At 71.7% G+C, this 23,335-nt stretch carries 20 protein-coding genes; 14 read left to right on the top strand and 6 right to left on the bottom strand.

What is annotated here, in order from left to right:
• Positions 1-10: 10 nt before the first annotated feature.
• The 4 genes from ACN27G_RS13945 to ACN27G_RS13930 are packed head-to-tail and all read left to right on the top strand — an operon-like array spanning position 11 to position 5,057.
• Positions 11-1,324, top strand: a complete 1,314-nt coding sequence (locus ACN27G_RS13945) for a cation:proton antiporter (RefSeq protein WP_421493239.1) — start codon at positions 11-13, stop codon at positions 1,322-1,324.
• Entirely contained in the window at positions 1,321-1,512 is a 192-nt protein-coding gene (locus tag ACN27G_RS13940; protein WP_421493238.1) for an MbtH family protein, read from the top strand. The genes ACN27G_RS13945 and ACN27G_RS13940 overlap by 4 nt, the downstream gene beginning before the upstream one ends.
• A 48-nt stretch (positions 1,513-1,560) precedes the next feature.
• Positions 1,561-4,884, top strand: coding sequence for an amino acid adenylation domain-containing protein (locus ACN27G_RS13935; RefSeq protein WP_421493237.1), 3,324 nt, complete (start codon positions 1,561-1,563; stop codon positions 4,882-4,884).
• On the top strand, positions 4,881-5,057 hold the full coding sequence (locus tag ACN27G_RS13930) for a hypothetical protein (RefSeq protein WP_421493236.1): 177 nt from the start codon (positions 4,881-4,883) through the stop codon (positions 5,055-5,057). The genes ACN27G_RS13935 and ACN27G_RS13930 overlap by 4 nt, the downstream gene beginning before the upstream one ends.
• A gap of 67 nt (positions 5,058-5,124) precedes the next feature.
• On the opposite strand, the gene ACN27G_RS13925 is transcribed toward ACN27G_RS13930, so the two are convergent.
• Both ACN27G_RS13925 and ACN27G_RS13920 read right to left on the bottom strand, forming a co-directional pair.
• On the bottom strand, positions 5,125-6,093 hold the full coding sequence (locus ACN27G_RS13925; protein WP_421493235.1) for a ParB/RepB/Spo0J family partition protein: 969 nt from the start codon (positions 6,091-6,093) through the stop codon (positions 5,125-5,127).
• Between the two features lie 122 nt (positions 6,094-6,215).
• On the bottom strand, positions 6,216-7,010 hold the full coding sequence (locus ACN27G_RS13920) for a leucyl/phenylalanyl-tRNA--protein transferase (RefSeq protein ID WP_421493234.1): 795 nt from the start codon (positions 7,008-7,010) through the stop codon (positions 6,216-6,218).
• 43 nt (positions 7,011-7,053) lie between these two features.
• Between ACN27G_RS13920 and ACN27G_RS13915 the strand changes: the two genes are divergently transcribed.
• From ACN27G_RS13915 to ACN27G_RS13905, 3 genes are read left to right on the top strand one after another with little or no spacing between them, the layout of a single operon-like run.
• Positions 7,054-7,818 carry a thioesterase II family protein gene (locus ACN27G_RS13915; protein WP_421493233.1) on the top strand — a complete coding sequence of 255 codons (765 nt, stop codon included), beginning with the start codon at positions 7,054-7,056 and terminating at the stop codon, positions 7,816-7,818.
• 44 nt (positions 7,819-7,862) lie between these two features.
• Positions 7,863-8,018, top strand: coding sequence for a hypothetical protein (locus tag ACN27G_RS13910; RefSeq protein ID WP_421493232.1), 156 nt, complete (start codon positions 7,863-7,865; stop codon positions 8,016-8,018).
• Entirely contained in the window at positions 8,015-9,247 is a 1,233-nt protein-coding gene (locus ACN27G_RS13905) for an ATP-grasp domain-containing protein (protein ID WP_421493231.1), read from the top strand. The genes ACN27G_RS13910 and ACN27G_RS13905 overlap by 4 nt, the downstream gene beginning before the upstream one ends.
• Positions 9,248-9,257: 10 nt before the next feature.
• On the opposite strand, the gene ACN27G_RS13900 is transcribed toward ACN27G_RS13905, so the two are convergent.
• The 4 genes from ACN27G_RS13900 to ACN27G_RS13885 all read right to left on the bottom strand — a co-directional run bounded on the left by ACN27G_RS13900 (position 9,258) and on the right by ACN27G_RS13885 (position 14,569).
• Positions 9,258-9,395 carry a hypothetical protein gene (locus ACN27G_RS13900; RefSeq protein ID WP_421493230.1) on the bottom strand — a complete coding sequence of 46 codons (138 nt, stop codon included), beginning with the start codon at positions 9,393-9,395 and terminating at the stop codon, positions 9,258-9,260.
• A 33-nt stretch (positions 9,396-9,428) separates the two neighbouring features.
• Entirely contained in the window at positions 9,429-11,264 is a 1,836-nt protein-coding gene (locus ACN27G_RS13895; RefSeq protein WP_421493229.1) for a carbamoyltransferase, read from the bottom strand.
• Complete coding sequence (locus tag ACN27G_RS13890) at positions 11,257-13,410, bottom strand: iron-containing redox enzyme family protein (protein WP_421493228.1); 2,154 nt, start codon at positions 13,408-13,410, stop codon at positions 11,257-11,259. The genes ACN27G_RS13895 and ACN27G_RS13890 overlap by 8 nt, the downstream gene beginning before the upstream one ends.
• Positions 13,411-13,513: 103 nt before the next feature.
• The gene (locus ACN27G_RS13885) at positions 13,514-14,569 is read right to left on the bottom strand and encodes an Inducer of phenazine A (RefSeq protein ID WP_421493227.1); all 1,056 of its coding nucleotides are present in this window, start codon (positions 14,567-14,569) and stop codon (positions 13,514-13,516) included.
• Positions 14,570-14,809: 240 nt separating this feature from the next.
• Here ACN27G_RS13885 and ACN27G_RS13880 point away from each other — a divergent pair, with 240 nt between their 5' ends.
• The 7 genes from ACN27G_RS13880 (at position 14,810) to ACN27G_RS13850 (ending at position 23,323) form a co-directional block, all read left to right on the top strand.
• Positions 14,810-15,301: a GNAT family N-acetyltransferase gene (locus ACN27G_RS13880; protein ID WP_421493226.1), complete on the top strand. Its 492-nt coding sequence runs from the start codon at positions 14,810-14,812 to the stop codon at positions 15,299-15,301.
• Between the two features lie 262 nt (positions 15,302-15,563).
• The gene (locus ACN27G_RS13875) at positions 15,564-16,529 is read left to right on the top strand and encodes a fatty acid desaturase family protein (protein WP_421493225.1); all 966 of its coding nucleotides are present in this window, start codon (positions 15,564-15,566) and stop codon (positions 16,527-16,529) included.
• Positions 16,530-16,560: 31 nt separating this feature from the next.
• Entirely contained in the window at positions 16,561-18,321 is a 1,761-nt protein-coding gene (locus ACN27G_RS13870) for a SidA/IucD/PvdA family monooxygenase (protein ID WP_421493224.1), read from the top strand.
• Positions 18,318-18,521 carry an MbtH family protein gene (locus ACN27G_RS13865; protein ID WP_421493223.1) on the top strand — a complete coding sequence of 68 codons (204 nt, stop codon included), beginning with the start codon at positions 18,318-18,320 and terminating at the stop codon, positions 18,519-18,521. Before ACN27G_RS13870 ends, ACN27G_RS13865 begins: the two co-directional genes overlap by 4 nt.
• Positions 18,522-18,541: 20 nt before the next feature.
• The gene (locus ACN27G_RS13860) at positions 18,542-19,624 is read left to right on the top strand and encodes an amidinotransferase (RefSeq protein ID WP_421493222.1); all 1,083 of its coding nucleotides are present in this window, start codon (positions 18,542-18,544) and stop codon (positions 19,622-19,624) included.
• A gap of 82 nt (positions 19,625-19,706) precedes the next feature.
• Entirely contained in the window at positions 19,707-21,533 is a 1,827-nt protein-coding gene (locus tag ACN27G_RS13855) for an ABC transporter ATP-binding protein (protein WP_421493221.1), read from the top strand.
• Positions 21,530-23,323, top strand: a complete 1,794-nt coding sequence (locus tag ACN27G_RS13850) for an ABC transporter ATP-binding protein (protein ID WP_421493220.1) — start codon at positions 21,530-21,532, stop codon at positions 23,321-23,323. Before ACN27G_RS13855 ends, ACN27G_RS13850 begins: the two co-directional genes overlap by 4 nt.
• Positions 23,324-23,335: the final 12 nt, after the last annotated feature.

The following is a 23,335-nucleotide window of genomic DNA, read 5'->3' as shown; positions in this document are numbered from 1 at the left end:
TCCTGGGCGAATGGGGGAGAGGCGGGTGGACATCGACACGGTCGCGGCGCTCCTCCGCGCACTCGTCGTGATCGTCGTGGTCGCCCGCCTCCTGGGCCTGCTGTGCCGGCGGTTCGGCCAACCGGAGGTGATCGGCGAGATCATCGGCGGCATCCTGCTCGGCCCGACCCTGTTTCACGGCGCGATCACACGGGAGCTGTTTCCCGCCGACATCCGCCCGGCGCTCGCGGCACTGTCCACCGTCGGAATCTGCGTGTTCATGTTCCTCGTGGGACTGCACCTGGCCGACGGCAGCCTGGGCGGCCACGGCCGGATCGCCGTCATGCTGTCGCTGGGCTCGACGGTCGTGCCGTTCGTCCTCGGTACCCTGTTCGCGGTCGGTCTGGTCGGTGACCGGTCCGGCCGGTCCGCGGTGCTGTTCTGCCTCTTCGTGGGCACCGCGATGTCGATAACCGCATTTCCGGTCCTGGCCCGGATCCTGACCGACCGCGAGCTGGTCGACACCCCCATCGGCGGCCTGGCGCTCGCCACGGCGGCGGTCGGTGACGTCCTGGCCTGGTCGATGCTGGCGGTCCTGGTGGCGCTCTCGCGCGGGGACACACCACCGTGGCGGGTCCTGCTGGTGTTGCCGTTCGTGGCGATCCTCGTCGGGCTGGTGCGGCCGCTGCTGGCCAGGCTGGCGGCCCGTCCGCCGGTCACCCGGGTCCCCGGACCGGTCACCCGGATGAGCCTGCGTGCCGGCCTGCTGCTCACGATCGTCGCCGCCCTGGTGCTGTCGTCCACCGCGACCTCGTGGATGGGACTGCACCACATCTTCGGGGCGTTCCTGCTCGGCGCGGTGATGCCCCGGGCGGGCGCACCGACCCTGCGCGCGCGGGTACTGCCGTGGATCGAACGAGTCGACCGCAGGGTACTGCTACCCCCCTTCTTCGTGGTGGCCGGCTTCGCCGTCAATCTGTCCGCAATGGATGGTCAGGGCGTCGGTCTGCTGCTGCTGATTTTGCTGGTCGCGGTCGGTGGCAAGATGTCCGGCGTCTTCGGGGCCGCCCGGCTGGCCGGGGTGACCAGCCGGCACAGTGCCGCACTGGCGCTGCTGGTCAACACCCGCGGGCTCACCGAGCTGATCGTCCTGTCGGTCGGTTTCCAGATCGGATTGCTCGATCAGCGGCTGTACTCGCTGATGGTCCTGATGGCGCTGGTGACCACGTTGATGCCCGGCCTGCTGCTGCCCCTGGTCTACCCACGGTCCCGGGCGTCCCGGGACCGTCGGCCGCGGGCGGCTGCCGCGTCCGCACCACTGCTGGAAAAGGAGTCGATGCTGTGAACCCGTTCGACAACCCGCAGGGCCGGTTCCTGGTGCTCGTCAACGACGAGGACCAGCACTCGCTGTGGCCGAGTCACCGGGCGGTACCGGCCGGCTGGCGGATCGCGCGTGCCGAGGACAGCCGGCAGGCGTGCCTGGACTACGTCGAGGACCACTGGACCGACCTGCGCCCGCGCAGCGCCCGCTGAGCGGGCGCCGCCGGATCAGCACACCGCCGAGAAAGGGGGGCCCAGCCCGTGCTCGCGATCTCCGATTTCATGGCGGAACTGCGCCTGGCCGGTATCCAGCTCTGGCTGCAGGACGGCAAGCTGCGATACCGGCCGGCCGGCGCGCTCGACGGCGAGCGGCTGGCCGTGCTCCGCGAACGGCGCGACGAGGTGATCGCCGCGATGCGCGCCGACCCGGCACCGGTGACCCGACCGGACACCATCCCGCTGTCCGAACACCAGCGGGGCATGTGGTTCCTGGACCAGATGGGCCTGCTGGGGCCGGCGTACAACCAGACGGCCCTGTACCGCATCACCGGCGACCTGGACGTGGCGGCGCTGCGGTCGGCGCTCGCGGAGATCGTGCGGCGGCACGAGATCCTGCGGACCGCGTTCCCGGCGCGCGACGGAATCGGCGTCCAGGTGGTGGAGCCGGCCGGCGATCCCCGCTTCACCGTCCTGGACGTGTCCGACCTCTCCGCCGCCGAGCAGGACCGGTGGTTGGCCGAGCGGAAGCGGATGTACGCCGGGTACCGGTTCGACATCTCCAAGGCGGGCAACTTCCGCACCGAGCTGATCCGTTTCGGCCCGGCCGACCACGTGCTGGTTCTCCGTTCCTACCACCTGGTGATCGACGGGGCCTCGTACGCCATCCTCTTCCACGAGCTCCGCACCCTCTACGCGGCGTACCGCAGCGGGGCGCCGTCACCGCTGCCCGAGCTGGCCATGCAGTACGCCGACTACGTCCTGTGGCAGCAGCGGCGGGGCGGCGCCGAGGCCAAGCGTCACCTGGACTACTGGAAGCAGCGGCTGGCCGGCGCGCCGCACGTCTTCGACCTGCCGACCGACCGGCCCCGGCCGGCGGTCGCCGAACTTGCCGGCGAACTGGTCCAGGTGCCGGTACCGACCGAGCTGACCGACGGGCTGCGCCGGCTGGCCCGGCGCGAGGGCACCACGATGTTCACCGTGCTGCTCGCGGCGTTCCACACGCTGCTGTACCGGTGGAGCGGGCAGACCGACGTGAGCGTCGGAATGATCACCGACGGGCGGGCGCACCCGGACGTCGCCGCCAACATCGGCCACTTCGTCAACCCGGTGGTGCTACGGGCCGACCTGGCGGGGCGCCCGACCTTCACCGGCCTGCTCGACCAGCTGCGGCCCCGGCTGCTCGAGGCCCTGGAGCACCGGCACGTGCCGTTCGACCGGCTGGTGGCCGAACTGCGCCCGCAACGGGACCTGGCCGTACAGCCGCTGTTCCAGGTGCTGTTCACCCACCTGGTGGCCGAGGAGTTCGACCTGCTCGACGGGCTGCGCGTCACCCCGATCGAGTCGGACGAACGCAAGGCGATGTTCGACCTCACGCTGAGCACCTGGGAGAACGCGGCCGGGGACCTGCAGGTCGGCATGGAGTACCAGACCGCGTTGTTCGAGCGGGCCACCATCCGGCGCCTCGCCGGCTACCTGGTCACCCTGCTCTGCGGGGTGGCCACCGACCCGGACGTACCGATCGACGATCTGCCTCTGATGACCGCCGCGCAGCGACACGAGGTGATCGAGGTCTGGAACGACACGTCCCACCCGTTCGACGACGGCCTCTGCCTGCATCAGCTGATCGAGCGGCAGGTCGCCGCGACACCGGAGGCCACCGCGGCGGTGTTCGACGGCCGGGCGCTGACCTACCGCGAGCTGGACCAGCGGGCGAACGCTCTCGCCTGGCACCTGCGTGAGCTGGGCGTCGGCCCTGACGAACGGGTCGGCATCGCGCTGCACCGCTCGCTCGACGTGGTGGTCGCCAACCTGGCGGTGCTCAAGGCCGGCGGGGCCTGCGTCCCGATCGACCCGACGTACCCGATCGCCCGCCAGCAGTTGATCGCCGAGGACGCGGCCCTGCGGCTGCTGATCCGCGCCCGGCGCGAACCGGACCGGGCCACCGACCCGGCGCCGGTGCTGGCGCTCGACACGTTCGGCACGCCGACCAGCGCCACCAGCCCGCCGAACCTGGCCGACCCGGCCAACATCGCCTGGGTGCTCTACACCTCCGGGTCCACCGGCCGGCCCAAGGGCGTGGCCATGTCACACCGGGCCCTGCACAACCAGGTGCAGTGGCAGCGGCGGCAGGGGCCGGCCGGCCGGGGACGCACCCTGCAGTGGGCCGCGCTCAGCTTCGACATCTTCTACCAGGAGATGGTGACCACCCTGTCGGTCGGCGACCCGCTCGTGCTGGTCGGCGAGGACGTCCGGCACGACTTCGAACGGCTGCTCGACGTCATCGAGCACCAGCGGATCGAGCGGATCTTCATGCCGTTCGTGGCCCTGCGCGGGCTCGCCGAACTGGCCGTCCGCCTCGACCGGATCCCGCGCTCGCTGCGCGCGGTGCTCACCGCGGGAGAGCAGTTGCAGGCCACGGCGGCGATCCGGGCCTTCTTCGCGCAGCTGCCGGGCTGCACCCTCTACAACCAGTACGGACCGATCGAGGTGCACCTGGCCACCTCCCACCAACTGGACCACGAACCCGCGCATTGGCCGGCGCTGCCGCCGATCGGCCGGCCCTTCGACAACGTGCGCACGTACGTGCTCGACGCCGACCTGCGGCCGGTGGCGCCCGGAGTGGCCGGCGAGCTGTTCGTCGGCGGCATCGCGCTGGCCCGCGGCTACCTGGGGCGGCCGCGGCTGACCGCGGAGCGGTTCCTGCCCGACCCGTTCGTCACGGGCGCCCGGATGTACCACACCGGCGACCGGGTCCGCTGGAACGCAGCCGGGCGGCTGGAGTTCCTCGGCCGCGGCGACGACCAGGTGAAGATCCGTGGGTTCCGGGTGGAAGTCGCCGAGATCGAGGCGGTCCTCACCGGCTGCCCGGGAGTGCGCGAGTGCGCCGTAGCCGCCCACCGGTACGGCGTCGCCGATCGACGCCTGGTCGCCTACGTGGTGCCGGACGCGGACGCCCCACCGGCCGGCCAACTGCGCGCCTTCCTGGCCGAGCGCCTGCCGGACTACATGGTGCCGGCCGCCTACCAGACGGTGACGCAACTGCCGCGCACGCCGAGCGGGAAGCTGAGCCGGCGGCTGCTGCCCCGACCGGACGACGAGACCGAGTGGGCCGGCGCGGCCGAGTACGAGCCGCCGGGGACACCGCTGGAGGAGACCATCGCGGCGGTCTGGGCCGAGGTGCTGGCTGTGCCCCGGGTCGGGCGGCGGGACAACTTCTTCGAACTGGGCGGCCACTCGCTGCTGGCGGTCGCCGTCGTCAACCGGCTCAGCGAGACCGCCGCACGCCCGGTCACCCTGCGTACCCTCTTCGAGGCGCCGACCGTGGCCGACCTCGCCGGCCGGATGAGCGGTGCCGAACCGAGATGACGGGCTCTCGCACCATTCCGGAGTCGGGCATCCCGGTCTGCGTGCACCCGGACCGGATCGGGTTGCGGCCGGGGGCGTACGCGAGCGCCGGCACACCGCTGCCGTACCTGCGCCGGATCTGGCTGACGGTCCGGCTGGCCGTTCCCGGCGGCGCGCGGACGCGGCCCCGCTGAACGCCGGCCCACGACGGATGGCTCCGGTACGTGCGGCCTGCCGGAATGGGCCGCCGGCCAGCGTTTCTCAGTCGGCCTCGAGCCCCATGGCGAGCTGGATCCAGGCCGCCGCGCACGACCTCGCCAGCGAGCCGAGGTTGAGCCGGGAGTGCGGCGGGATGCGGCGCAACGAGAGCGGGATCTCGTCGGGCAGCAGCACCCGCGGACCGAGCCAGCGCAGCAGCGTCCGGCCCGACTCGGTGTAGCGCAGCGACGGATCCCGCTGAATGGTCTCCAGCAGCGACCTCAACTCGTCGGAGGGATCGGCCTCCGGCAGCTTCACGGTCATCTGCCGGTCCACCGCCCGGTCGTCGCGTTGTGGTCGGGTCCGCCGGTCCAGCACCGGGTCCTCGCCGGCCCGCAGACGCGCACGGACACTCCGCGCGGTCTCCACCGAGACGCCGGCGTCCCGCGCGATCCGGCGCAGCGGCGCGTCCGGGTGAAGGGCGATCAGCTCGGCCGCGGCCCGCCGCCCGGCCGCCCCGTCGACCGGCCGGACCCGGCCGTCCCGGCCGACCCGCGCCCGCACCGGCGGGTCGTCGAGCTCGCGGCGCAGTGATCCGACGGTCTTCGCGGCCAGGCCGGCGGCGACGGCGATGGCCCGGTCGGACAGCTGCGGGCGGGTGCGGATGATGCGTACCGCCGCGGCTCGCCGGTCGGCGATCGTGAGGGGCATGCCGTGCGACACGTTGAGCCGGACGGCGAGCAGAAACGCCTCGTCGTCGTCGCCGTCGAACAGCTCCGCGCGGATCGCCCGTTCGCCGCGGAGCTGGGCGGCGGTGAGCCGGTGCATGCCGTCGATGACGCGCATCGTGGTGCGGTGGACGACGATCGGTGGCAGGTCCGCCTCCGTCTGCGCCAGCGACAGCGCGTGCGCCACGTCCACGCCCGCCGACCGCGGGGAGTCGGTCCCGCGGATCGCGGAGATCGGCAGCCGTACGACGGCGCTGCTCCGGGCCGGGTCCGGCTCCGCACAGGTGGAGGTGCCGCGTTCCACTGGAGATTCAGAGATGTCGACCGGCACTGGGATCAGCCCCGTTCCTTCGAAGACACACGGCCTTCGACCATCCTGACCACGCGGCCGGACGGGCGGGACTCACGTGTTTATGGGTCAGCGGCTCACTCGGGAGGCGTGCGCGGGAACGCCAGCCGCTGTACGTCCTCCTCACCGCCGGCCGGGCGGACCGGATCGCCGCTGTGGGCCAGGGCGGTGAGAAACTCCCTCCGCGGTATCGGTCTGGCACCCAGCCGCCGGTTCACCTCGCTGTCCCACTCGGCGTCCAGCAGCGTCACGCCGGTGCCGGCCAGCCGGTGCTCCATGTCGAGCATCGCGACCTTCGACGCGTTGGATCGCCGCCGGAAGCAACTGTCCAGGCCGAACACTATGCCGGCGCCGATACCGACGGTGCCGCCCACCAGCTCGCCGTGTTCCCACACCTCGGCGCTGTGGGCCCAGCCCTGCCTGTGAAGCTCCACCATGCACTCGCACAACTCGACGGTCAGCCACTCGGGACTGCGGTCCCGGCGGCACTCGGCGAGCACCTGGTCGAAGGCCTGGTTCGCGGTGGTGGTCCAGGGCAGCTTGGAGCGCACCAGCCTCCTGGTTTCACGCGACTTGTACATCCGCCCGTACGGGATGACCGGTCGCGGGTCCGGGGACCACCAGGTCAACGCGTACGGGTCGGGCAGCGGCGAGTCGAGCACGACGGTCGTACCAGCCGCCACCGACTCCTCGTAGAGGAAGTGATTGGCCTCGGTCTGGGCCGCTGATGCCGACGGCATCGGGTAGGTGGCGTGCCGGTAACCACACAGAACCGTGGCCGGCTCGAGCCGGCCACCGATCGCGACCGGCACGTCGGCCGGGGCACCATCCAACTCGAGTTCGTCCCAGACGCATCCCTGGCAAACAGACACCTGGGCATTCTGACCCCGGAACAGCCGATGACGGGAGTCCTCGATGACCGTACCCACGACAACCGGCACCCTCGGCGCCTCGGCGCGATGGCTGCGGCGGCCCCGCCCCTGCCACGATCCGGGAGCCCGCCTCGTGTGCCTGCCACACGCCGGCGGCACGGCCAGCGCCTACACCTCCTGGGCCGCCCGGCTGCCGGCCCGGCTGGAGCTGATCGCCGTGCAGTACCCCGGCCGGCAGGACCGGCTGGCCGAGCCCTGCTCGCCGTCCGTCCCGGCGATCGCCGACGCGCTCGTCCCGGCGCTCGCGCCGTACGCCGACCGGCCGCTGTACCTGTTCGGGCACAGCATGGGCGGCCTCGTCGGCTACGAGGTCGCCGTCCGGCTGGAGTCCGGCGCCGGACCGGGGCCGGCGGGCCTCTTCGTATCTGGCCAGTTCGCCCCGCACCGCTCCAGGCCGGTTCCGGAGGCGCTCGACGACGCCACCGTCGAGGCGGAGGCCCGTGCGTCCGGCTGGAGCGATCCGGCGGTGTTCGACCACCCGGAACTGCGCGAGCTGGTGCTGCCGGCGCTGCTGGCCGACGTCCGGGCGGTGCTGTCCTACCACCGCGGCGATCCGGTGCGGCTGCGCTGCCCGATCGTCGCCTACGGGGGCAGCGGCGACCCCGGCGACGTGCCGGCCGAGCTGTCCGCCTGGGGTGAGCTGACCTCCGGACCGGCCGCCTGGCGGCGGTTCGACGGCGACCACTTCTACCTGCGGTCCCAGGAGGCCGAGTTGGTTGCCGACATCGTCGCCCGGATGTCTAACTGAGCAGAGTCGGCGGTTGGGCGCCTCGTGAGTGGAGGGAGTGGACTGTGGCCGGTTCGGACTTCGCCGAGCGGTACCGCTTCGCCCCGGACATCCTCGCCGCGGTACCGGCCGCGTCCCGGCCGGACAACCGGCACGGCCCGCGCGAGGCCGTCGGGTGCTGGACCTGGGACCGCGGCGGTGCCGCGCTGGTGCGCGCATGACAGCCACCGTGGTCGTGGTCTACACCGCCGGTGCCGCCACGCCGATCGAGCTGGCCGCCGACTCCGACGGCTTCGACCTGGTGTTCGCCGCGCCGCTCGACGCCGTGCCGAACGGACTGGCCGAGCTGCTGGCGGCGGTCGGTGAGGTCGTCGACGTGACCGACGAGGCGGCCGGAGCCGCGGTGCTCGCGGCCCGCCGGCCGGCCGGCATCGTGGCGTTCTCCGATCGCGACCTGCCGCTCGCCGCGCGGCTGGCGGCCCGGCTCGGCCTGCGCTACCACTCGGAGAGCGCGGCACTGGCCGCCACCGACAAGTACGTCCAGCGGCGACTGTTGCGCGATGCGGGGCTGCGGGTGCCGCGGTTCCGCCGGCTCGACCGGCCCGACCAGGTGGTGGACGCACTCGCCGCGGTGGGCACGCCGGCCGTGCTCAAGCCGGTCCGCGGCGCCGCCAGCCAGCACGTGTACCGCCTGGACGGTCCGCAGGACGCGCTGCGGCTCGCCGCCGAGGCGTTCGCCGCCGGTGAGGTCGACCAGTTCGTCGTCGAGGAGATGCTGGTCGGCTGCCCCTCGGTCGCCGGTCCCGACCTCGGCGACTACGTGTCGGTCGAGACGCTGCTGTGGCGCGGCACGGTCGCCTACCAGATGCTCAATTCGCGGCTGCCGCTGCGGGAGCCGTTCCGGGAAAGTGGCTTCATCCTGCCCGGCCTGCTGCCCGCGGCGGTCAAGGAGGAGGCCTACCGGGTCGCCGAGGCGGCCTGCCGGGCGCTCGGCCTGGCGGACGGCTGGATGCACGTCGAGTTGAAGCTGACCGCCGACGGGCCCGTCGTGATCGAGGTGAACGCCCGCCTGGGCGGCTACGTGGCGACGATGCTCTATCGGTCCTACGGCGTGGAAGCGGTCCGGATCGCGTTCGAGGTGGCCGTCGGCCGCCGGCCGGTGATGCCGGCCGGCGAGCCCGCCGCGGTCGCGTTCTGCTACCAGATCCTGCCCCCGGTCGGCGACTGGCGGCTCACCTCCTGGGGGCGCGTGGCCGGCCTCGAGGACCGCTCGGACATCCTCTCGGTCGTCCGCATCGCCGCACCCGGCGACCGGGTCGACTGGCGACAGGGCACGCAGGGCACGATCGGCGTGGTGGAGGGCGTGGCCGAGCGGCCGGAGGCGGTGCTCGCCGCGGTCCGCGCGATCGAGCGGACGATCGCCGACGAGCTGGTCTTCAGCCCGGCGTGACCGGCCCGCGTCAACCGGCCGGGTTCTGCCAGTAGCTGCGGCGTCCCCGCGACCAGGACCGGCGCATGGGATCGCGCACGACCCGGGTCACCAGGCCGGCCGGGATCACGAGCAGGACGTAGGCGATCGTGAGCAGGACTCTGCGCATGAGGGGTCCAATCGGTGCGGCAGGCGGGTGCGGTCAGTCGAGGGGCACTTCGGCGCGCCAGTCCACGTCTTCCTTCCACTCGGGCTGGTCGGACTTCTGCAACAGGAATCCGCCGAGCGCGAGCATGTCGATGTCGGTCCGCATGAAGCACCTGTATGCCTCGTGCGGAGTGTTCACGATCGGTTCGCCGCGGACGTTGAACGACGTGTTCACCACGACGCTGCTGCCGATCTCCCGCTTCAGCGCGAGAAGCAGCTGGTGGTACGGGGGGTTGTCCCGCCGGCGGACGGTCTGCACGCGCGCGGAGTAATCCAGGTGCGTTACCGCCGGGATCACCGACCGGGGCACGTTGAGCAGATCGAGACCGGTGCGGCCGGAGTCCGCCTCGACGGCGAGGCGGGCCGCCTCGGCGACCGGCGCGACCAGGAGCATGTACGGGCTGTCCTGCGGAAGGTCGAAGAAGTCCTTCGCGTCGTCGGCGAGCACGGACGGCGCGAACGGGCGGAACGACTCCCGGAACTTGATCTTCAGGTTCATCACCGACTGGGTCGCCGGATCGCGCGGGTCGCCGAGGATCGACCGCGCGCCCAGCGCCCGTGGGCCGAACTCCATCCGGCCCTGGAACCAGCCCACGACCTTTCCCGCCGCGATCGCCTTCGCGACCTCGGCGGCCAACTCCGCCGGCTCGAGCCGGCGGTGCGGAATCCCGCCCGCCGTCAGGTAGGCGGCGATCTCGTCGTCGCTGTACCGGGGTCCCAGTAGTGATCCGGCCATCGCGTCGAGTCCGGTGCCGGCGTGCACGCGCCCGGCGCCCCGGTCGACCGCGACCGCGAGCGCCGCGCCCAGCGCACCGCCGGCGTCACCGGCCGCGGGTTGGATCCAGATCTCGTCGACGATGGAGTTGGCGAGGATCTTTCCGTTGGCGACGCAGTTCAGCGCGACACCACCGGCCATGCACAACCGTGACTCGCCGGTCAGCGCCCGCGCGGTCCGGGCCAGCTTGAGCACGACCTCCTCGGTGACCAGTTGCACGGATGCGGCCAGGTCGAACTCGCGCTGGGTCAGCGTGCTCTCCCGCTCCCGGCGCGGACCGCCGAACAGTTTCTCGAAGCCGCGACCGGTCATCACCTGGCCGCGCAGGAACTCGAAGTACCGCATGTTGAGGCGGAAGGAGCCGTCCGGCTTGACGTGGATCAGCCGCTCGCGGATCAGGTCGGCGTACCGCGGCTCGCCGTAGGGGGCGAGGCCCATCAGCTTGTACTCACCCGAATCAACCTTGAAACCGCAGAAGTAGGTGAAGGCCGAGTAGAGCAGGCCGAGCGAGTGCGGGAACCGGATTTCGGCCAACGGCCTGAGCCGGGTGCCCTGCCCGTGCCAGATCGACGTGGTCGCCCACTCGCCGACACCGTCGATGCACAGCACAGCGGCCGACTCGTACGGGCTGGCCAGGAATGCCGACGCCGCGTGTGACTCGTGATGGCGCCGGCAGACGATCCGCGGTACCGGTCCCAGCGCCAGTGCCTCCAACTCGCGGCGTACGACATCGACGATCCGCCGTTTCGACGTCCACCATTCGGGCAGGGTGTCCCGGAACGAGGCCAGACCGAACGGGACCGCGCCCAGGTAGGTGGCCAGGACGCGGCGGAACTTCAGCGCCGGGTCCTCGTAGTAGGCGATCGCCGACACGTCCGCGAGCGTGGCACCGACCTCGCCGAGCGTGTACGAGACCGCCCGGGCGGGGAACGCCGGGTCGTGGCGGCGGCGGGTGAACCGCTCCTCCTGCGCGGCCGCGACCGGCCGGCCGTCGGCGACGAGTGCCGCCGCGCTGTCGTGGTAGTAGGCGGAGATGCCGATGACCAGGTCAGACATGCGATGGCACCTCAATTCGTGCGCGCCGAGCCGCGTTGCGTGCCCAGAATCCCGACGGTGGGTTCAGCGAGCGGTATCCGGCCCGGATCCGGTCCCAGACGCGGGCGCGGGCTGTCGGCGCCTGCTGCGCCAGGTACCCGTCGATGGCGTCGGCCGCCCACGCGGAGTGTCCGGTCGCGACGTTGTCGATGGTGTTGTGGATGTCGACGAACACGGTGCTGTAGCCGTACTCCTTGAGCGCCTGCCGGGCCCGGCGGTAGCTGCCGCCGACACCGGACAGCTCCATCGCCAGGTTCAGGCCGAGGATCTCCGCCTCGAACGTGCGCGGGAACCGACCGATCGCCAGCCAGTAGACCGGCAGTTCGAACGACTGGTCCCGGAACCCGGGCCAGGCCGCGAACTCCGGCGACCGGGTCGGCGGCAGGTCGATACCCATCTGCCGCAACACGGTGCGGTAGATCAGCGGATGGTTCAGGGCCAGGTCACCGTTTCCCAACTCGTCCCAGTAGGTCTCGAACAGGAAGTGCCCGGGCTCGGAGGAGGCGAGCTGATAGTCGGTGTAGCCGGCCAGCCAGGCGCCGTCGATGAGGGTGAGCGGCGCCAGTTGCAGGGTCGAGTCGATCAGGTCGGCGCGCTCCGGCAACGGATCGCTCAGGCCGTGATGGAACTCGTCGTTGTGCAGGTCGTGCTGGTCGAGCAGCCACGGCCGCAGACCGTCCGCCGGCGGCCGCGCCGGCAGCGACCGGGCGGACCGGTTCATGCCGTGCCGCGAGCGGGCGAGCCACTTGCCGACGTACCGCAGCGCGTACCGGCGGGTGGCCGGTGTGACGGTGCGCCGCAGCAGGTACGTGTACGCCTGCCGGATGTTCGCCGGCCCGTCGCCGTCGTCGGGGGCAGTGTCCTGCTCCGACCGGAGCACGACGGGCTGACAGGTCGGCAGGGACGGCCGGGCGCGCTGCGCCGGGCCGGCCGGCAGCGCGTCGATCCACCGCCTGATCGTCGCCAGGTCGTCGTCCGGGAACACCCGGAACATCGGGCCGTTGTCCGAGACCAGAGAGCCGGTCAGGCGGCTTGCCCCGGACCTGCCGGGCCGGACGAGGCGACTGCTGGCCAGCGCGGTCATCAACGGGATCGGGTCGGTGCGCGCCTCGGCGAGCCACTGCTGCAACGGCCGGCCCTGCACGAGGAACCGGTCGTGATAGGCCGACGCCTCCCGGGCCCGGGACCGCACCAGCTCCGCCATCTCGAAGGCCGGGTCGCGCGCGGCGTCGAGCTCCTGGTACACCTGCTCGCACCAGGTGCGAAGCGCGACGAAGGCCCAGGTGAAGCCGCGCTCGACCGCGGCCGCGCCGCCCGTACCGGCGGACTGGATGAACGCGGTCGCGACGGCTCGGGCCTCTCCCACCGCCGCCGGTCGGCCTGGCGTGCGTGCCCGGCTCGGATCCAGCGCCACCCAGTCGATCGCGTGCCGGATACGGTCATGGACACCGTCCAGCGGCGGGAGAGTGCCGACCTGACGCAGGCAGAGATCAAGACCGATGATCTCCCCCCGGTACGCGTCGGGCCGCCGGCTCATCGTCAACGCCACCGCCGGGAGGTAGAACGAGCGGTCAGAGATCCGGCGGTCCCCCGCGAGCCGGCCGGCCGGTTGCGCGTGCACCGCCACCCGCAGGTGCTGCAGGAGGGCCAGGTACGCGGCGCCCCGCGAGGCCCGCGGATGCCCGGCGCCGACGTCGCCGGCGAAGAGCGCCAGCACCCGCATGGTGACCGCTTCCTCGGCGTTGCCCGGCTCGCTCAGCCACTGCAGCCACGCGCCGGACAGCAGGCCCAATGGCGCGCAGGCCAGTGACGCCCGGCGGACGAGCACGTCGACACAGCCCGCGCGCTCGGCGGTGGCGAACAGTGCCGCGAAGCGTGCCCGTTGGGCGTCGGCCCACGCGGTGACCGACGCGCCGAGGTCGGCCGTCCGGACCCGCGTACCGGTGTCGTGGGCGGCGGCGCCGTCCAGCTCCGCCACGATCGCCGAACGCAGTGCGTCGGGCAGCGGCGTACTTTCCGGGTCCAGGGCACGCGCGAACACCGTCCGGGCCGACAGCGCCGCCGGGTCGTCTACCGCCTCGTCAGAACATCGGGTAGATGGACGCATCGGACTTCTTCTTCCTCTTCCGTCGAAAGAGCCTGGCTATCGCTCTGCGCAGAAACGCCACGGCGAATCACCTCCCCTCGCCGGCTGGCCGACGTGCCTCGCCTCACGACAGCGCGAGACTCTCGGCGAGCAGTCCCGCCATGATCTCGTTTCCGTCGTCGGTGAAGTGCCCGCGATCGACGAAGAGCCAGTCCCCGGCAGTCACCGCCGCCGCGAGCCGGGAGTTCATGTCGACGAACGGCACGCCCCGCCCTGCGCAGGCCGTGGCGAGCGCCGCCGCGTAGGCGGCTCCGGTGGCGCGGCTTCCGACGAGGCCGTAGCGCTCCTCCCAGGTCCCGTACTCGGAGAACCGGTCGAACTCGTCGAACAGCAGCTTCTCCTGGTCGGCCGGCTCCTGCCGGACCCAGGACGCCAGCGGTTGCAGGACGAAACTGACCCGGGCGTTGGTCGCGCCGGCCATCACCAGCCAGCTGTCCAGGTGCCGCATCGTGAGCTCGACCGCGGCCTCGATCATGGTCGCCGGCGTCGGCTGAGACGGTGGAGCCGGCTCCGGCGTCGACTTCGGCCCGGTCCGCCACCGCGGACCCTTGACCGGCTTGGCGTACCGCTTACGCAGTTCCTGCATCTTCTCGAAGTACTCGTTGCAGAAGAAGAACGCGCCCTGGCCGTGCAGTGGCAGGTGGTTCAGCTGCGCCATGACGAGGTTGTTGAAGCCGCTGAAGACGACGATCTCGTCCACCGGCGGAAGCAGGTGCCGGTAGAGCATGAACAGGATGAGTTCCTGGGTGGAGTTGAAGTACGGGGCGCCGAAGTTGAGCCACGGCCGCGACGGCGCGTGCTTCGTCCAGAGCCGGGACGGCAGCGTGGCGGCGTCGCTTGTGGCGCCGTAGCCCAGCACCCCCGACCCGCCCACGAGCAGCCGGACCGGTCCGTCGAGCCGGTGGTCGCCAACGGAGGCCCGCCCGTCCGGACCGTGCGACATCCGGAACCCGAACTGGTCGGTGTTGATGGCGGTGGACCGGAAGTTCGGCCGGTTGAAATACATCAGGTAGGGGAGATAGATCATTTCCGCGCGATCCAGGAAAGCGAGATAGTCGGCCGTCTGGGGCGTCAACAACTCGCTGTGCCGCACCACGGTGGGCCCTCCTTCGCTCGTCACCGTTTCCATGTGACGTCGGCTTCGCACGGCGGGTCGCGGTGCACGGCGGTAAGGCTGACCGGCCCGAATTCCTGCCCCGAAACTAGCGCCGCGCCGTCGCGGCGCCGCGTCCCGTAAAACGGTTCCGCGTCGTGTCGGCGCAGGCGAGGCGCATCCCTTCCGCGGGATCGCTGGCGTGGTACCGTCACATGTTCTTTTGACTGGCACGATCGGTTGTTCTGTCGATCTTGGGGGGCCGCGGTGGCGGAGAACGCGGGCGGAGCGGTCGCGTTGCGGGATCTTCGCGAAGACGATCTGCCGACGATGTTCGAGATCCAGCTCGACGACACCGCGCGGTACCTGGCGGCCTTCATCGACGACAAGACCGCCCTCGATCGTGACGCCTACGTGCGGAAGTTTCAGAAGATCCTGGCCGACGACGCGATCGTCACGAAGGTCGTCGAGATCGGCGGTGAGATCGTCGGCAGCGCCGCCGCCTTTCCGATCGAGGGGGACACCGAGGTCACCTACTGGATCCGCAAGGACTGGTGGGGCCGGGGCGTGGCCACCGCGGCCCTCGCGGGCCTGCTGGAGGAGGTGACCGTGCGTCCGGTCTACGGCCGGGTCGCCGAGGACAACCTCGCCTCCGTCCGGGTGCTGGAACGCAACGGGTTCGTCCTCATCGGCAGCGAGGAGTCGTTCGCCAGCGCGCGCCGGGCGACCATCACCGAGTTGATCTACAAGCGGTCCTGACCGGGCGGCGATCACCGGGTGCCCGGCCGGGGTGACCCGCGATCGACGCTGCCCGCGAACCGGTCGACCGCACCGGCGGCCGCGTCGCCGGTTCACGTGACTGCGCCGGTGGGTCCCGCGCTGAATACGGTCGATCGGACGGTCACGAGCGACGAGCGGCATCCTCCCGGGTAGAACCGCCCGACGGATCATGCCCGCCGACGGCAGCCCCGCGGGTGTGCCCCGGGCCTCGTCGATGAGTACCCAGGAGAGGTGCAGTGAAATGGTCGACGGCAAGCCTCGGCGACTGTGGCGGAACAGCCCGGCGGACGCCATTCTGCTCGGGATCTGTCTCGCGCAGTTCGCCGGCACGATGGCGCTCGCCGCACTGACGCCGGACGGGCTGTGGTGGCGCCTCGGATCAGCGCTTCTGGTCACCGCCATGATGACGTACTCGCTGATCGTGGTGACGCACCTGTTCGTGCACCAGCCCTGGTTCACCAACGACCGGTTGAACACGGTCGTGTCGATGATCAGCTCGGCGAACATCGCGCAGTCGGTGCAGGCGTACCACCTCAGCCACGTGCGCAACCACCACCGGTACAACAACGACCGCAAGCGTGCGGGGACCACCGAGGACCTCAGCTCCACCTACCGGTACAGCCGGGACGAGGAGCACGCGCCACTGTGGCGGTACCTGGTCTTCAGCCTCGCCGCGTCGATCCAGGACTACGCCGGAACCTGGGCGTCCCTGCGCCGGCTGTGCGCGGTCGGCCCGCGGGAGACCACGCTGCGCGGACTGGCCACCCGGCATCCGGGCCGACGCGCGGCCGAGCTGGCCCGGGTCCGCTACGACCGGCTCGCGCAGGTGGCCGTCACCGGGCTCCTCGCCGTGCTGTCCTGGCAGTGGCTGCTGATCTGCTACCTGCCGGCGGTGGCGGTCGCCTTCACCCTGGTCAACATCCAGAACTACTACCGGCACTTCGGCGCCGAGCCGGACAGCCGGTACGCCAACTCGGTGAGTCACTACGGCCGGCTGTACAACCGGCTGACCTTCAACGACGGGTACCACCAGGAGCACCATCTGCGCCCCGCGACGCACTGGAGCCGACTCCCCGCGGTCGCGGCGCAGTATCAGCAGCGGCTCGACGAGGCCGGCCGCGTGGTATCCCCGGTGCCGGCGATGGTCGGCTTCCTGGACACCGGTCGGGTCGTCGCCCGCTCGTCAGCGCCGCAGGCCGTCGGATGAGGCGGGCTGGCGGCCGAGGAGGGAGCGGTACGTGAGGAAACTCGGCACGCCGGACGACCCGTACGACGTGATCGGACTGGGCTTCGGACCGTCGAACATCGCGCTCGCGATCGCCGCTCAGGAGATCGCGCCGGATCGCAGCTGCCTGTTTCTGGAGCGCAACCCGGACACGCGCTGGCACGAGGGCATGCTCATCGACGGCGCGCGGATGCAGATCTCCTTCCTCAAGGATCTGGTGTCCCTGCGCAACCTCGCCAGCCCGTTCACCTTCCTGCAGTACGAGAAGGCCAAGGGGCGGCTGGAGAAGTTCGTGAACCTGGCCGAGTTCCGGCCGACCCGGCTGGAGTTCCAGGACTACCTGCGGTGGGTCGCCGGGCAGTTCGCCGGCGTGGTGCGCTACCGCTCGGACGTGCGCGCGGTGGCACCGGCACGCGGCGAGGACGGTGGGCTGTCGCTGTTCCGGGTGACCGTGACCGACCTCGCGACCGGTGACGCCGTCGAATACCACGCCCGGAACCTGGTGCACGCGCTCGGCGGCGTGCCCCGCGTGCCGGACGCGGTGACACTCGGCCCGACCGTGGTGCACTCCAGCGCGTTCCTGTCCACGGTCCCCGGTAGTTTGACCGACCACGACCGGCAGTGGGAGTTCGCGGTCACCGGCGACGGGCAGAGCGCCGGCGAGATAACCCACTACCTGCTGGACCGGTACCGCAACGCCCGCGTCCACCTGATCCTGCCCGGGTACTCGCTGCGTGCCACCGACAACAACCCGTTCGCGAACGAGCAGTTCTTCGAAGCCAACGCCGACGAGTTCTACTACCGCAACGAGGCGAACCGGCGCGACTACGCCGCAAGCCTGCGGTCCACCAACTACGGCGTGGTGGAGGCCGGTTTCCTGGACGACCTGTACCGCCTGGTCTACGCCGACGAGGTCCGTGGTCGCACCCGGCTCGTGGTGCACGACGGCTCCCGCCTGACCCGGGCGGCGGCCGACGACACGGGCGTGCGGATCGGGGTCGAAGACCGTTTCGGCGGCGGGACGCGCACGTTGCGCGCCGACATCCTGGTGCTGGCCACCGGCTACCGGCGTGAGCTGGATCCGGTGATGTACCGCGAGCTGCTGCCCTATGTGGACACCGACGGGGCGGGCCGGCCGGTGGTGTCCCGAGACCACCGCGTGCGTACCACCGGTGAGCTGACCTGCGGCCTGTACGTGCAGGGCTTCGCCGAGGCGACACACGGGCTCGGTGACACGCTGCTGTCGCTGCTGCCGTTCCGGTCCAAGCAGATCATCACCGCCATCACCAAGGACGGTGGGTCGCTGGCCCGCGCGGTAGCGTCGGCGCGGCCCGAGGCCGTGTCGGACGCCGCGACGCTGGTGGCGCTGATCGACGGGTGCGGGACCGGCACGCTGGTCAGTGCCGGCCCGGGCCAGTTTCCGGTCGCCACCCGGCTGCCGCTGGTGCTGGATCGTGGCCGTGGCCGCCACGGGGTGCTGTTCGGCGTGCTCGGTCCGGCCGACCCGCAGCTGCCGCTGCTGGACGGCGGCAGGGCGCTGGTGATGTTCCAGCCGCAGACGGCACCCGCCGGAAACCCGATGTTCGTCGACGTCCGCGGGTGCGCGCGGCTGGTGACCGACCGGGACCGGATCGCGGCGCACCTGGCGCGGCTCGATCCCGCGGCCAGCGGGCCTGCCGTCGGTGTGGAGCTGGAGATCGAGTCGCTGCACGGCCGGTACTCCCCGTCCCCGGAGCCGCGCGTGGCCCGGACCGAGAGCGAGAGGCAGTCATGACCGACACCGACGAGCTGTACGTGATCGTGCGAAACGACGAGGAGCAGTACTCGATCTGGCGGGCGGGCCAGCCGGTACCGGCCGGATGGGAGCCGGTCGGCGAGCCGGCGGCCCGGGAGGGCTGCCTCGCGCGCATCAGCGAGCTGTGGACCGACATGCGGCCGGCCAGCCTGCGGGCTGCCATGAGCGACCACCGCTGACGACACGACCGGAGGACACAGTGGCTGAGTCAGAGGAGCCGACCGGATCCCCGGTCAGCTGCTACAACGAGTGGGATCCGCTGGAGGAGGTGATCGTCGGCATTGTCGACGGCGCGCACTTCCCGCCGTACGACGTCGCGACCGCCGCGCCGCTGTCGCCGGCCCAGCGCGCGGTGTTCCGGGAACGGGCCGGACAACCGTTCCCCGCCGACGAGATCGCCGCCGCACGCGACGAGTTGGACCAACTCGTCGAGATCCTGGAGAACGAGGGCGTGCGGGTCCGCCGGCCCGAGCCACGCGACCACGGCCGCCCGTACGGCGCACCGGGCTGGACCAGCACGGGTCTGTACGACGCGATGCCCCGCGACCTGCTCCTGGTGGTCGGTGACCGGATCATCGAGGCGCCGATGGCGTGGCGGTCCCGGTACTTTGCCAGCTCCGCCTTCCGGCCCCTGCTGAAGGAGTACTTCCGGGCCGGCGCCCGGTGGAGCGCCGGCCCGCGCCCGGAACTCAGCGACGAGCTGTACGTCCAGGGGTGGACCGACCAGCCGGACGGCGAGCCGTTCCGGTCGGTGATCACCGAGTTCGAGCCGACCTTCGACGCGGCCGACCTCATCCGGTGCGGCCAGGACATTTTCGTGCAGCGCAGCCACGTGACGAACATGATGGGCATCGAGTGGTTGCGCCGGGAGATCGGCGACGAGTACCAGGTGCACGTGGTCGAGCTGGCCGACGACCATCCCATGCACATCGACGCGAGTCTGATGCCGCTCGCGCCCGGCAAGCTGCTGATCCATCCGTACCGGGTGGTCGAGGTGCCGAGCCAGTTCAAGGACTGGGAGGTGCGTCGGGCGCCGGATCCGGTCATCCCGGACGGCCATCCGATGTACATGACCAGTAAGTGGATCAACATGAACGTCGTCATGCTGGACGAGACCCACATGCTCGTCGAGGCGGAGGATCTGCCGATGCAGCGGTTGGCCGAGAGCTGGGGCATCACACCGATCCTGTGCCCGTTCCGGCACTTCAACAGTTTCGGCGGCTCGTTCCACTGTGCCACGACGGATGTCCGCCGCCGGGGCGTGCTGCGCTCATACTTCTGAGCGGGACGTCCTGTCCGGACATTGTCGGCGTGCCGCGCGTTTCCGAGCGGCACGCCGACGAACGAGAACCTAGGAAGGTGCCATGGCGGAGCAGAGAACAGCCGCGCGGCCCGACCTCGTCCGCCGATCGCGGGTGCTGCTGCTCGCCGCCTTCCGGGCCCATCCGGGGCCGATGAGCGCGGGGCTGGCCGGTGCGCTGCTGTACGGCGGAGGGCTGGTCGCCTGGTCCGTCGCGCTCGGCGAACTGGTCAACCGGGTGGTGATACCCAGGTTCGAGGACGGCCGGGTGGCCACCGGCACCGCGCTCGCGGTGGTCCTGGTGGTGCTCGCGATCGGCGTGGCGCAGGGCGCGGCGCTGCTGGTCCAGCGATGGGCCACCACCGCGACCCGGGCCCGCTTCGACGCCACCTTGCGCAGGGCGGTGGTCGCGCGATACGACGCGCTGCCGATGGCGTACCACCAGGCCCACCCGACCGGCGAGAAGCTGGCGCACGTCACCACCGATCCGGAGGCGGCCGCGGAGCTGCCGGCCCGGATGCCGCTGGTGCTCGGCATGTCCCTGCTGTTTGTGATCGCGGCCGGCTGGACGCTGGCGGTGGACCCGATCCTGGCCCTGGTCGGCGGCGCCATGATCCCGGCGCTGCTGCTGGTCAACTCCATCTACCAGAAGCGCGTGGAGGCGCCCGCCACCGAGGCCCAGGAGCGGCTGGGCCGGGTGACCGCGGTCGCCCACGAGAGCGTCGACGGCGCGTTCCTGGTCAAGACGCTCGGCCTGGGCCGCGCCGAGCGGGACCGGTTCGCCGCCGAGTCCGGCCGGCTGCGCGACGCCAAGATCGCCCTGGCCGTCCGTGAGACGATGCTGGACACGCTCTTCGAGCTGGTACCGATGGCGACGTCGCTGGTCATCGTGCTGGTCGGGGCATGGCGGGTGAGCAGCGGCGCGATCACGGTCGGCACTCTGGTCAGCTTCGTCAACCTGTTCGCGCTGCTGGTCGTGCCGGTGCGCACGATCGGCAACGTGCTCGGCGCGGTGCCGCGCTCGCTGGCCGGGTACGACCGGGTCCAGAAGGTCCTGCGCGAGACACCGCCGTCGGCGCCAGACGAGCCGCTGCCGCTGCCGGACGGCCCGCTCGGGCTGCACGTACGCGATCTCGGGTTCGCCTACGGGGACGGCCCGGCGGTCCTTTCCGAGGTGAGCTTCGACGTCCCCGCCGGAGCGACGGTCGCGATCACCGGAAGCACCGGCTCGGGCAAGAGCACGCTCCTGCTCACCCTGGCCGGCCTGCTGCCACCCACCAGCGGCACCGTGCTGCTGAACGGGGTCGACCTGTACCGGGTCGCCGCGGCCGACCGGGCGGCGACGTGCGCGGCGGTCTTTCAGGAACCGTTCCTGTTCGCCGGCACGCTGGCCGAGAACGTCCTGCTGGACTTCGAGTCCACCCTCGCGGACCGCGACCGGGTGCGGCTGGACGACGCGTTGCGCCTGGCCCGGGCCACCGCTCTGGTGGAAGGCCAGCCGGAGGGCCTGGCGACCCGGGTCGGCGAGCGCGGCGTGACGCTGTCCGGGGGTGAGCGGCAACGTATCGCGCTGGCCCGGGCGCTGGTGCGCCGGCCGCGGGTGCTGCTGCTGGACGAGGCGACGTCCGCCGTCGACGCCACCACCCGGCAGGAGATCATGAGCGGCCTCGCCACCGGCCTGCCGTCCACCACCACGATCGTGGTCACCAGCAGCGCGGCGACGCTGGCCCTCGCCGACGCGGTCATCTACCTCGACCGCGGCCGGGTGGCCGGCGTCGGCGCCCACCCGGACCTGCTGCGGATCGACAGCTACGACCGGCTGATCCGGGCCTACGAGCGAGAGCAGGGTGTGCCCGGCGACGAGGGCATGCGAAAGGTGGGCTCACGATGACCGCGGTTCCGGCAGCGGCCGAGAGCGTGACCGGGTCGACGTTCGCGGTGGTACGTCGCGGGCTCGCCACCATCCCGGAGATCAGAGCCGGCCTGGCCGTGACGATCGCCCTCGCGCTGCTGGGCGGGATCGGGCGGCTGGCCGTACCGATCCTCATCCAGCAGCTCATCGACCAGGGGCTGAGCATCGGGCATCTCGACACCGGCCACCTGCTCGGCCTGGGTGCGCTGGCGGCGGTGGCGGTGGCGGCCACCGGCCTGGCCAACTGGGCCAGCCTGCTGCGCCTCGCGATCGCCAGCGAACGCGCACTGTTCGGCCTGCGGGTGCGCGCCTTCACCCACGTGCACCGGCTCAGCGTGGCATACCACTCGGCCGAGACGAGGGGGAAGCTGGTCTCCCGGGTCACCTCCGACGTGGAGACCCTCAGCGTCTTCCTGCAGTGGGGCGGGATCGCCTGGGTGGTCAACGGCGCCATCATGCTGGCGGCCCTCGCCGGCATGGCCTACTACGACTTGTGGCTGACACTTGTCACGGTGGCGCTGACCGTGCCGCTGATCCTGCTGATCAGGGTGATCGCCGGCCGCCTCGGCGCCGCCCACTCCGCGGTCCGGGTCCGGGTCGCCGACCTGCTCACGGTGACCTCGGAGGCGATCCAGGGCGCGCCCGTCATCCGCGCATACGGCATCACGGCGCCCAGTCTCCGACGCACCACGAGGGCCATCCACCGGTGGCGGGACGCGAAGATCCGTGCCGGAAACCTCGGCAGCGTACTGTTCTCCCTCGCCGACCTGTTCGCCGTGATCATCGTGGTCGGCGTCGTCGCGGTCGGACTGGCGATCGGCCCGTCGAGCGGGCACAGCGCGGGCGAGCTGGTCGCGTTCATCCTGCTCGTCACCCTGTTCCTGGCGCCGATCACCGAGTTCACCCAGATCCTCGACTTCACGCAGAACGCGGTCGCCGGCTGGCGCCGGGTGCTGGCCCTGCTGGACATCGCCGAGGACGTCCCGGAGCCGGTCGACGGCCGGCAGCTGCCGGCCAGCCCACCGGCGGTGGTCGTAAAGAACGTCACCTTCGGCTACCCGGGCGCCGGCGTGGCTCTGACCGACGTGTCGTTCGAGGTGCCGGCCGGCCGTCAGGTCGTGCTCGTCGGCGCCACCGGATCGGGCAAGACGACGCTGGCCAAGCTGATCGCCCGGCTGGCCGATCCGGACCGGGGCAGCATCCTGATCGGCGGCATCGACGTGCGGCGGATCGCGACCGAGTCGCTGCGCTCCCGCCTGGTGGTCGTGCCGCAGGAGCCGTTCCTGTTCGACACCACCGTGGAGGATAACGTCCGGTACGGACGGCCGTCCGCCACCCGCGACGAGGTCGCGCAGACCTTCCACGAGTTGGGTGCGGCGGATTTCCTCGCCGGCCTGCCGCAGGGCCTCGACACCCCGGTCGGGCAGCGCGGGGAGAGCCTGTCCGCCGGCGAGCGGCAGCTGGTCGCACTGGCCCGGGCGCACCTGGCCGACCCGGCCTGCCTGATCCTCGACGAGGCGACCTCGGCCGTGGACCCGCGGATCGAGCTGACCCTCATCGAGGCGTTGCGCCGGCTGACGGCGGGGCGAACGTCGCTGACCGTCGCCCACCGGCTGGCCGTCGCCGTCCAGGCCGACGAGGTGATCGTGCTCGACGGCGGCCGGCTGGTCGAACGCGGCCGGCACGACGAGCTGGTCGCCGCGGACGGCGTCTACGCCGGCCTGTACCAGAGCTGGCGCCGCGCCACCGTCGACAGCGCGGTCGCCTGATCCCGTGCGCCC

It is taken from the genome of Plantactinospora sp. WMMB334 (genome assembly GCF_049179095.1).
Classification (GTDB): Bacteria; Actinomycetota; Actinomycetes; order Mycobacteriales; family Micromonosporaceae; genus Plantactinospora.
This window is presented reverse-complemented; position numbering and strand designations above follow the sequence as displayed.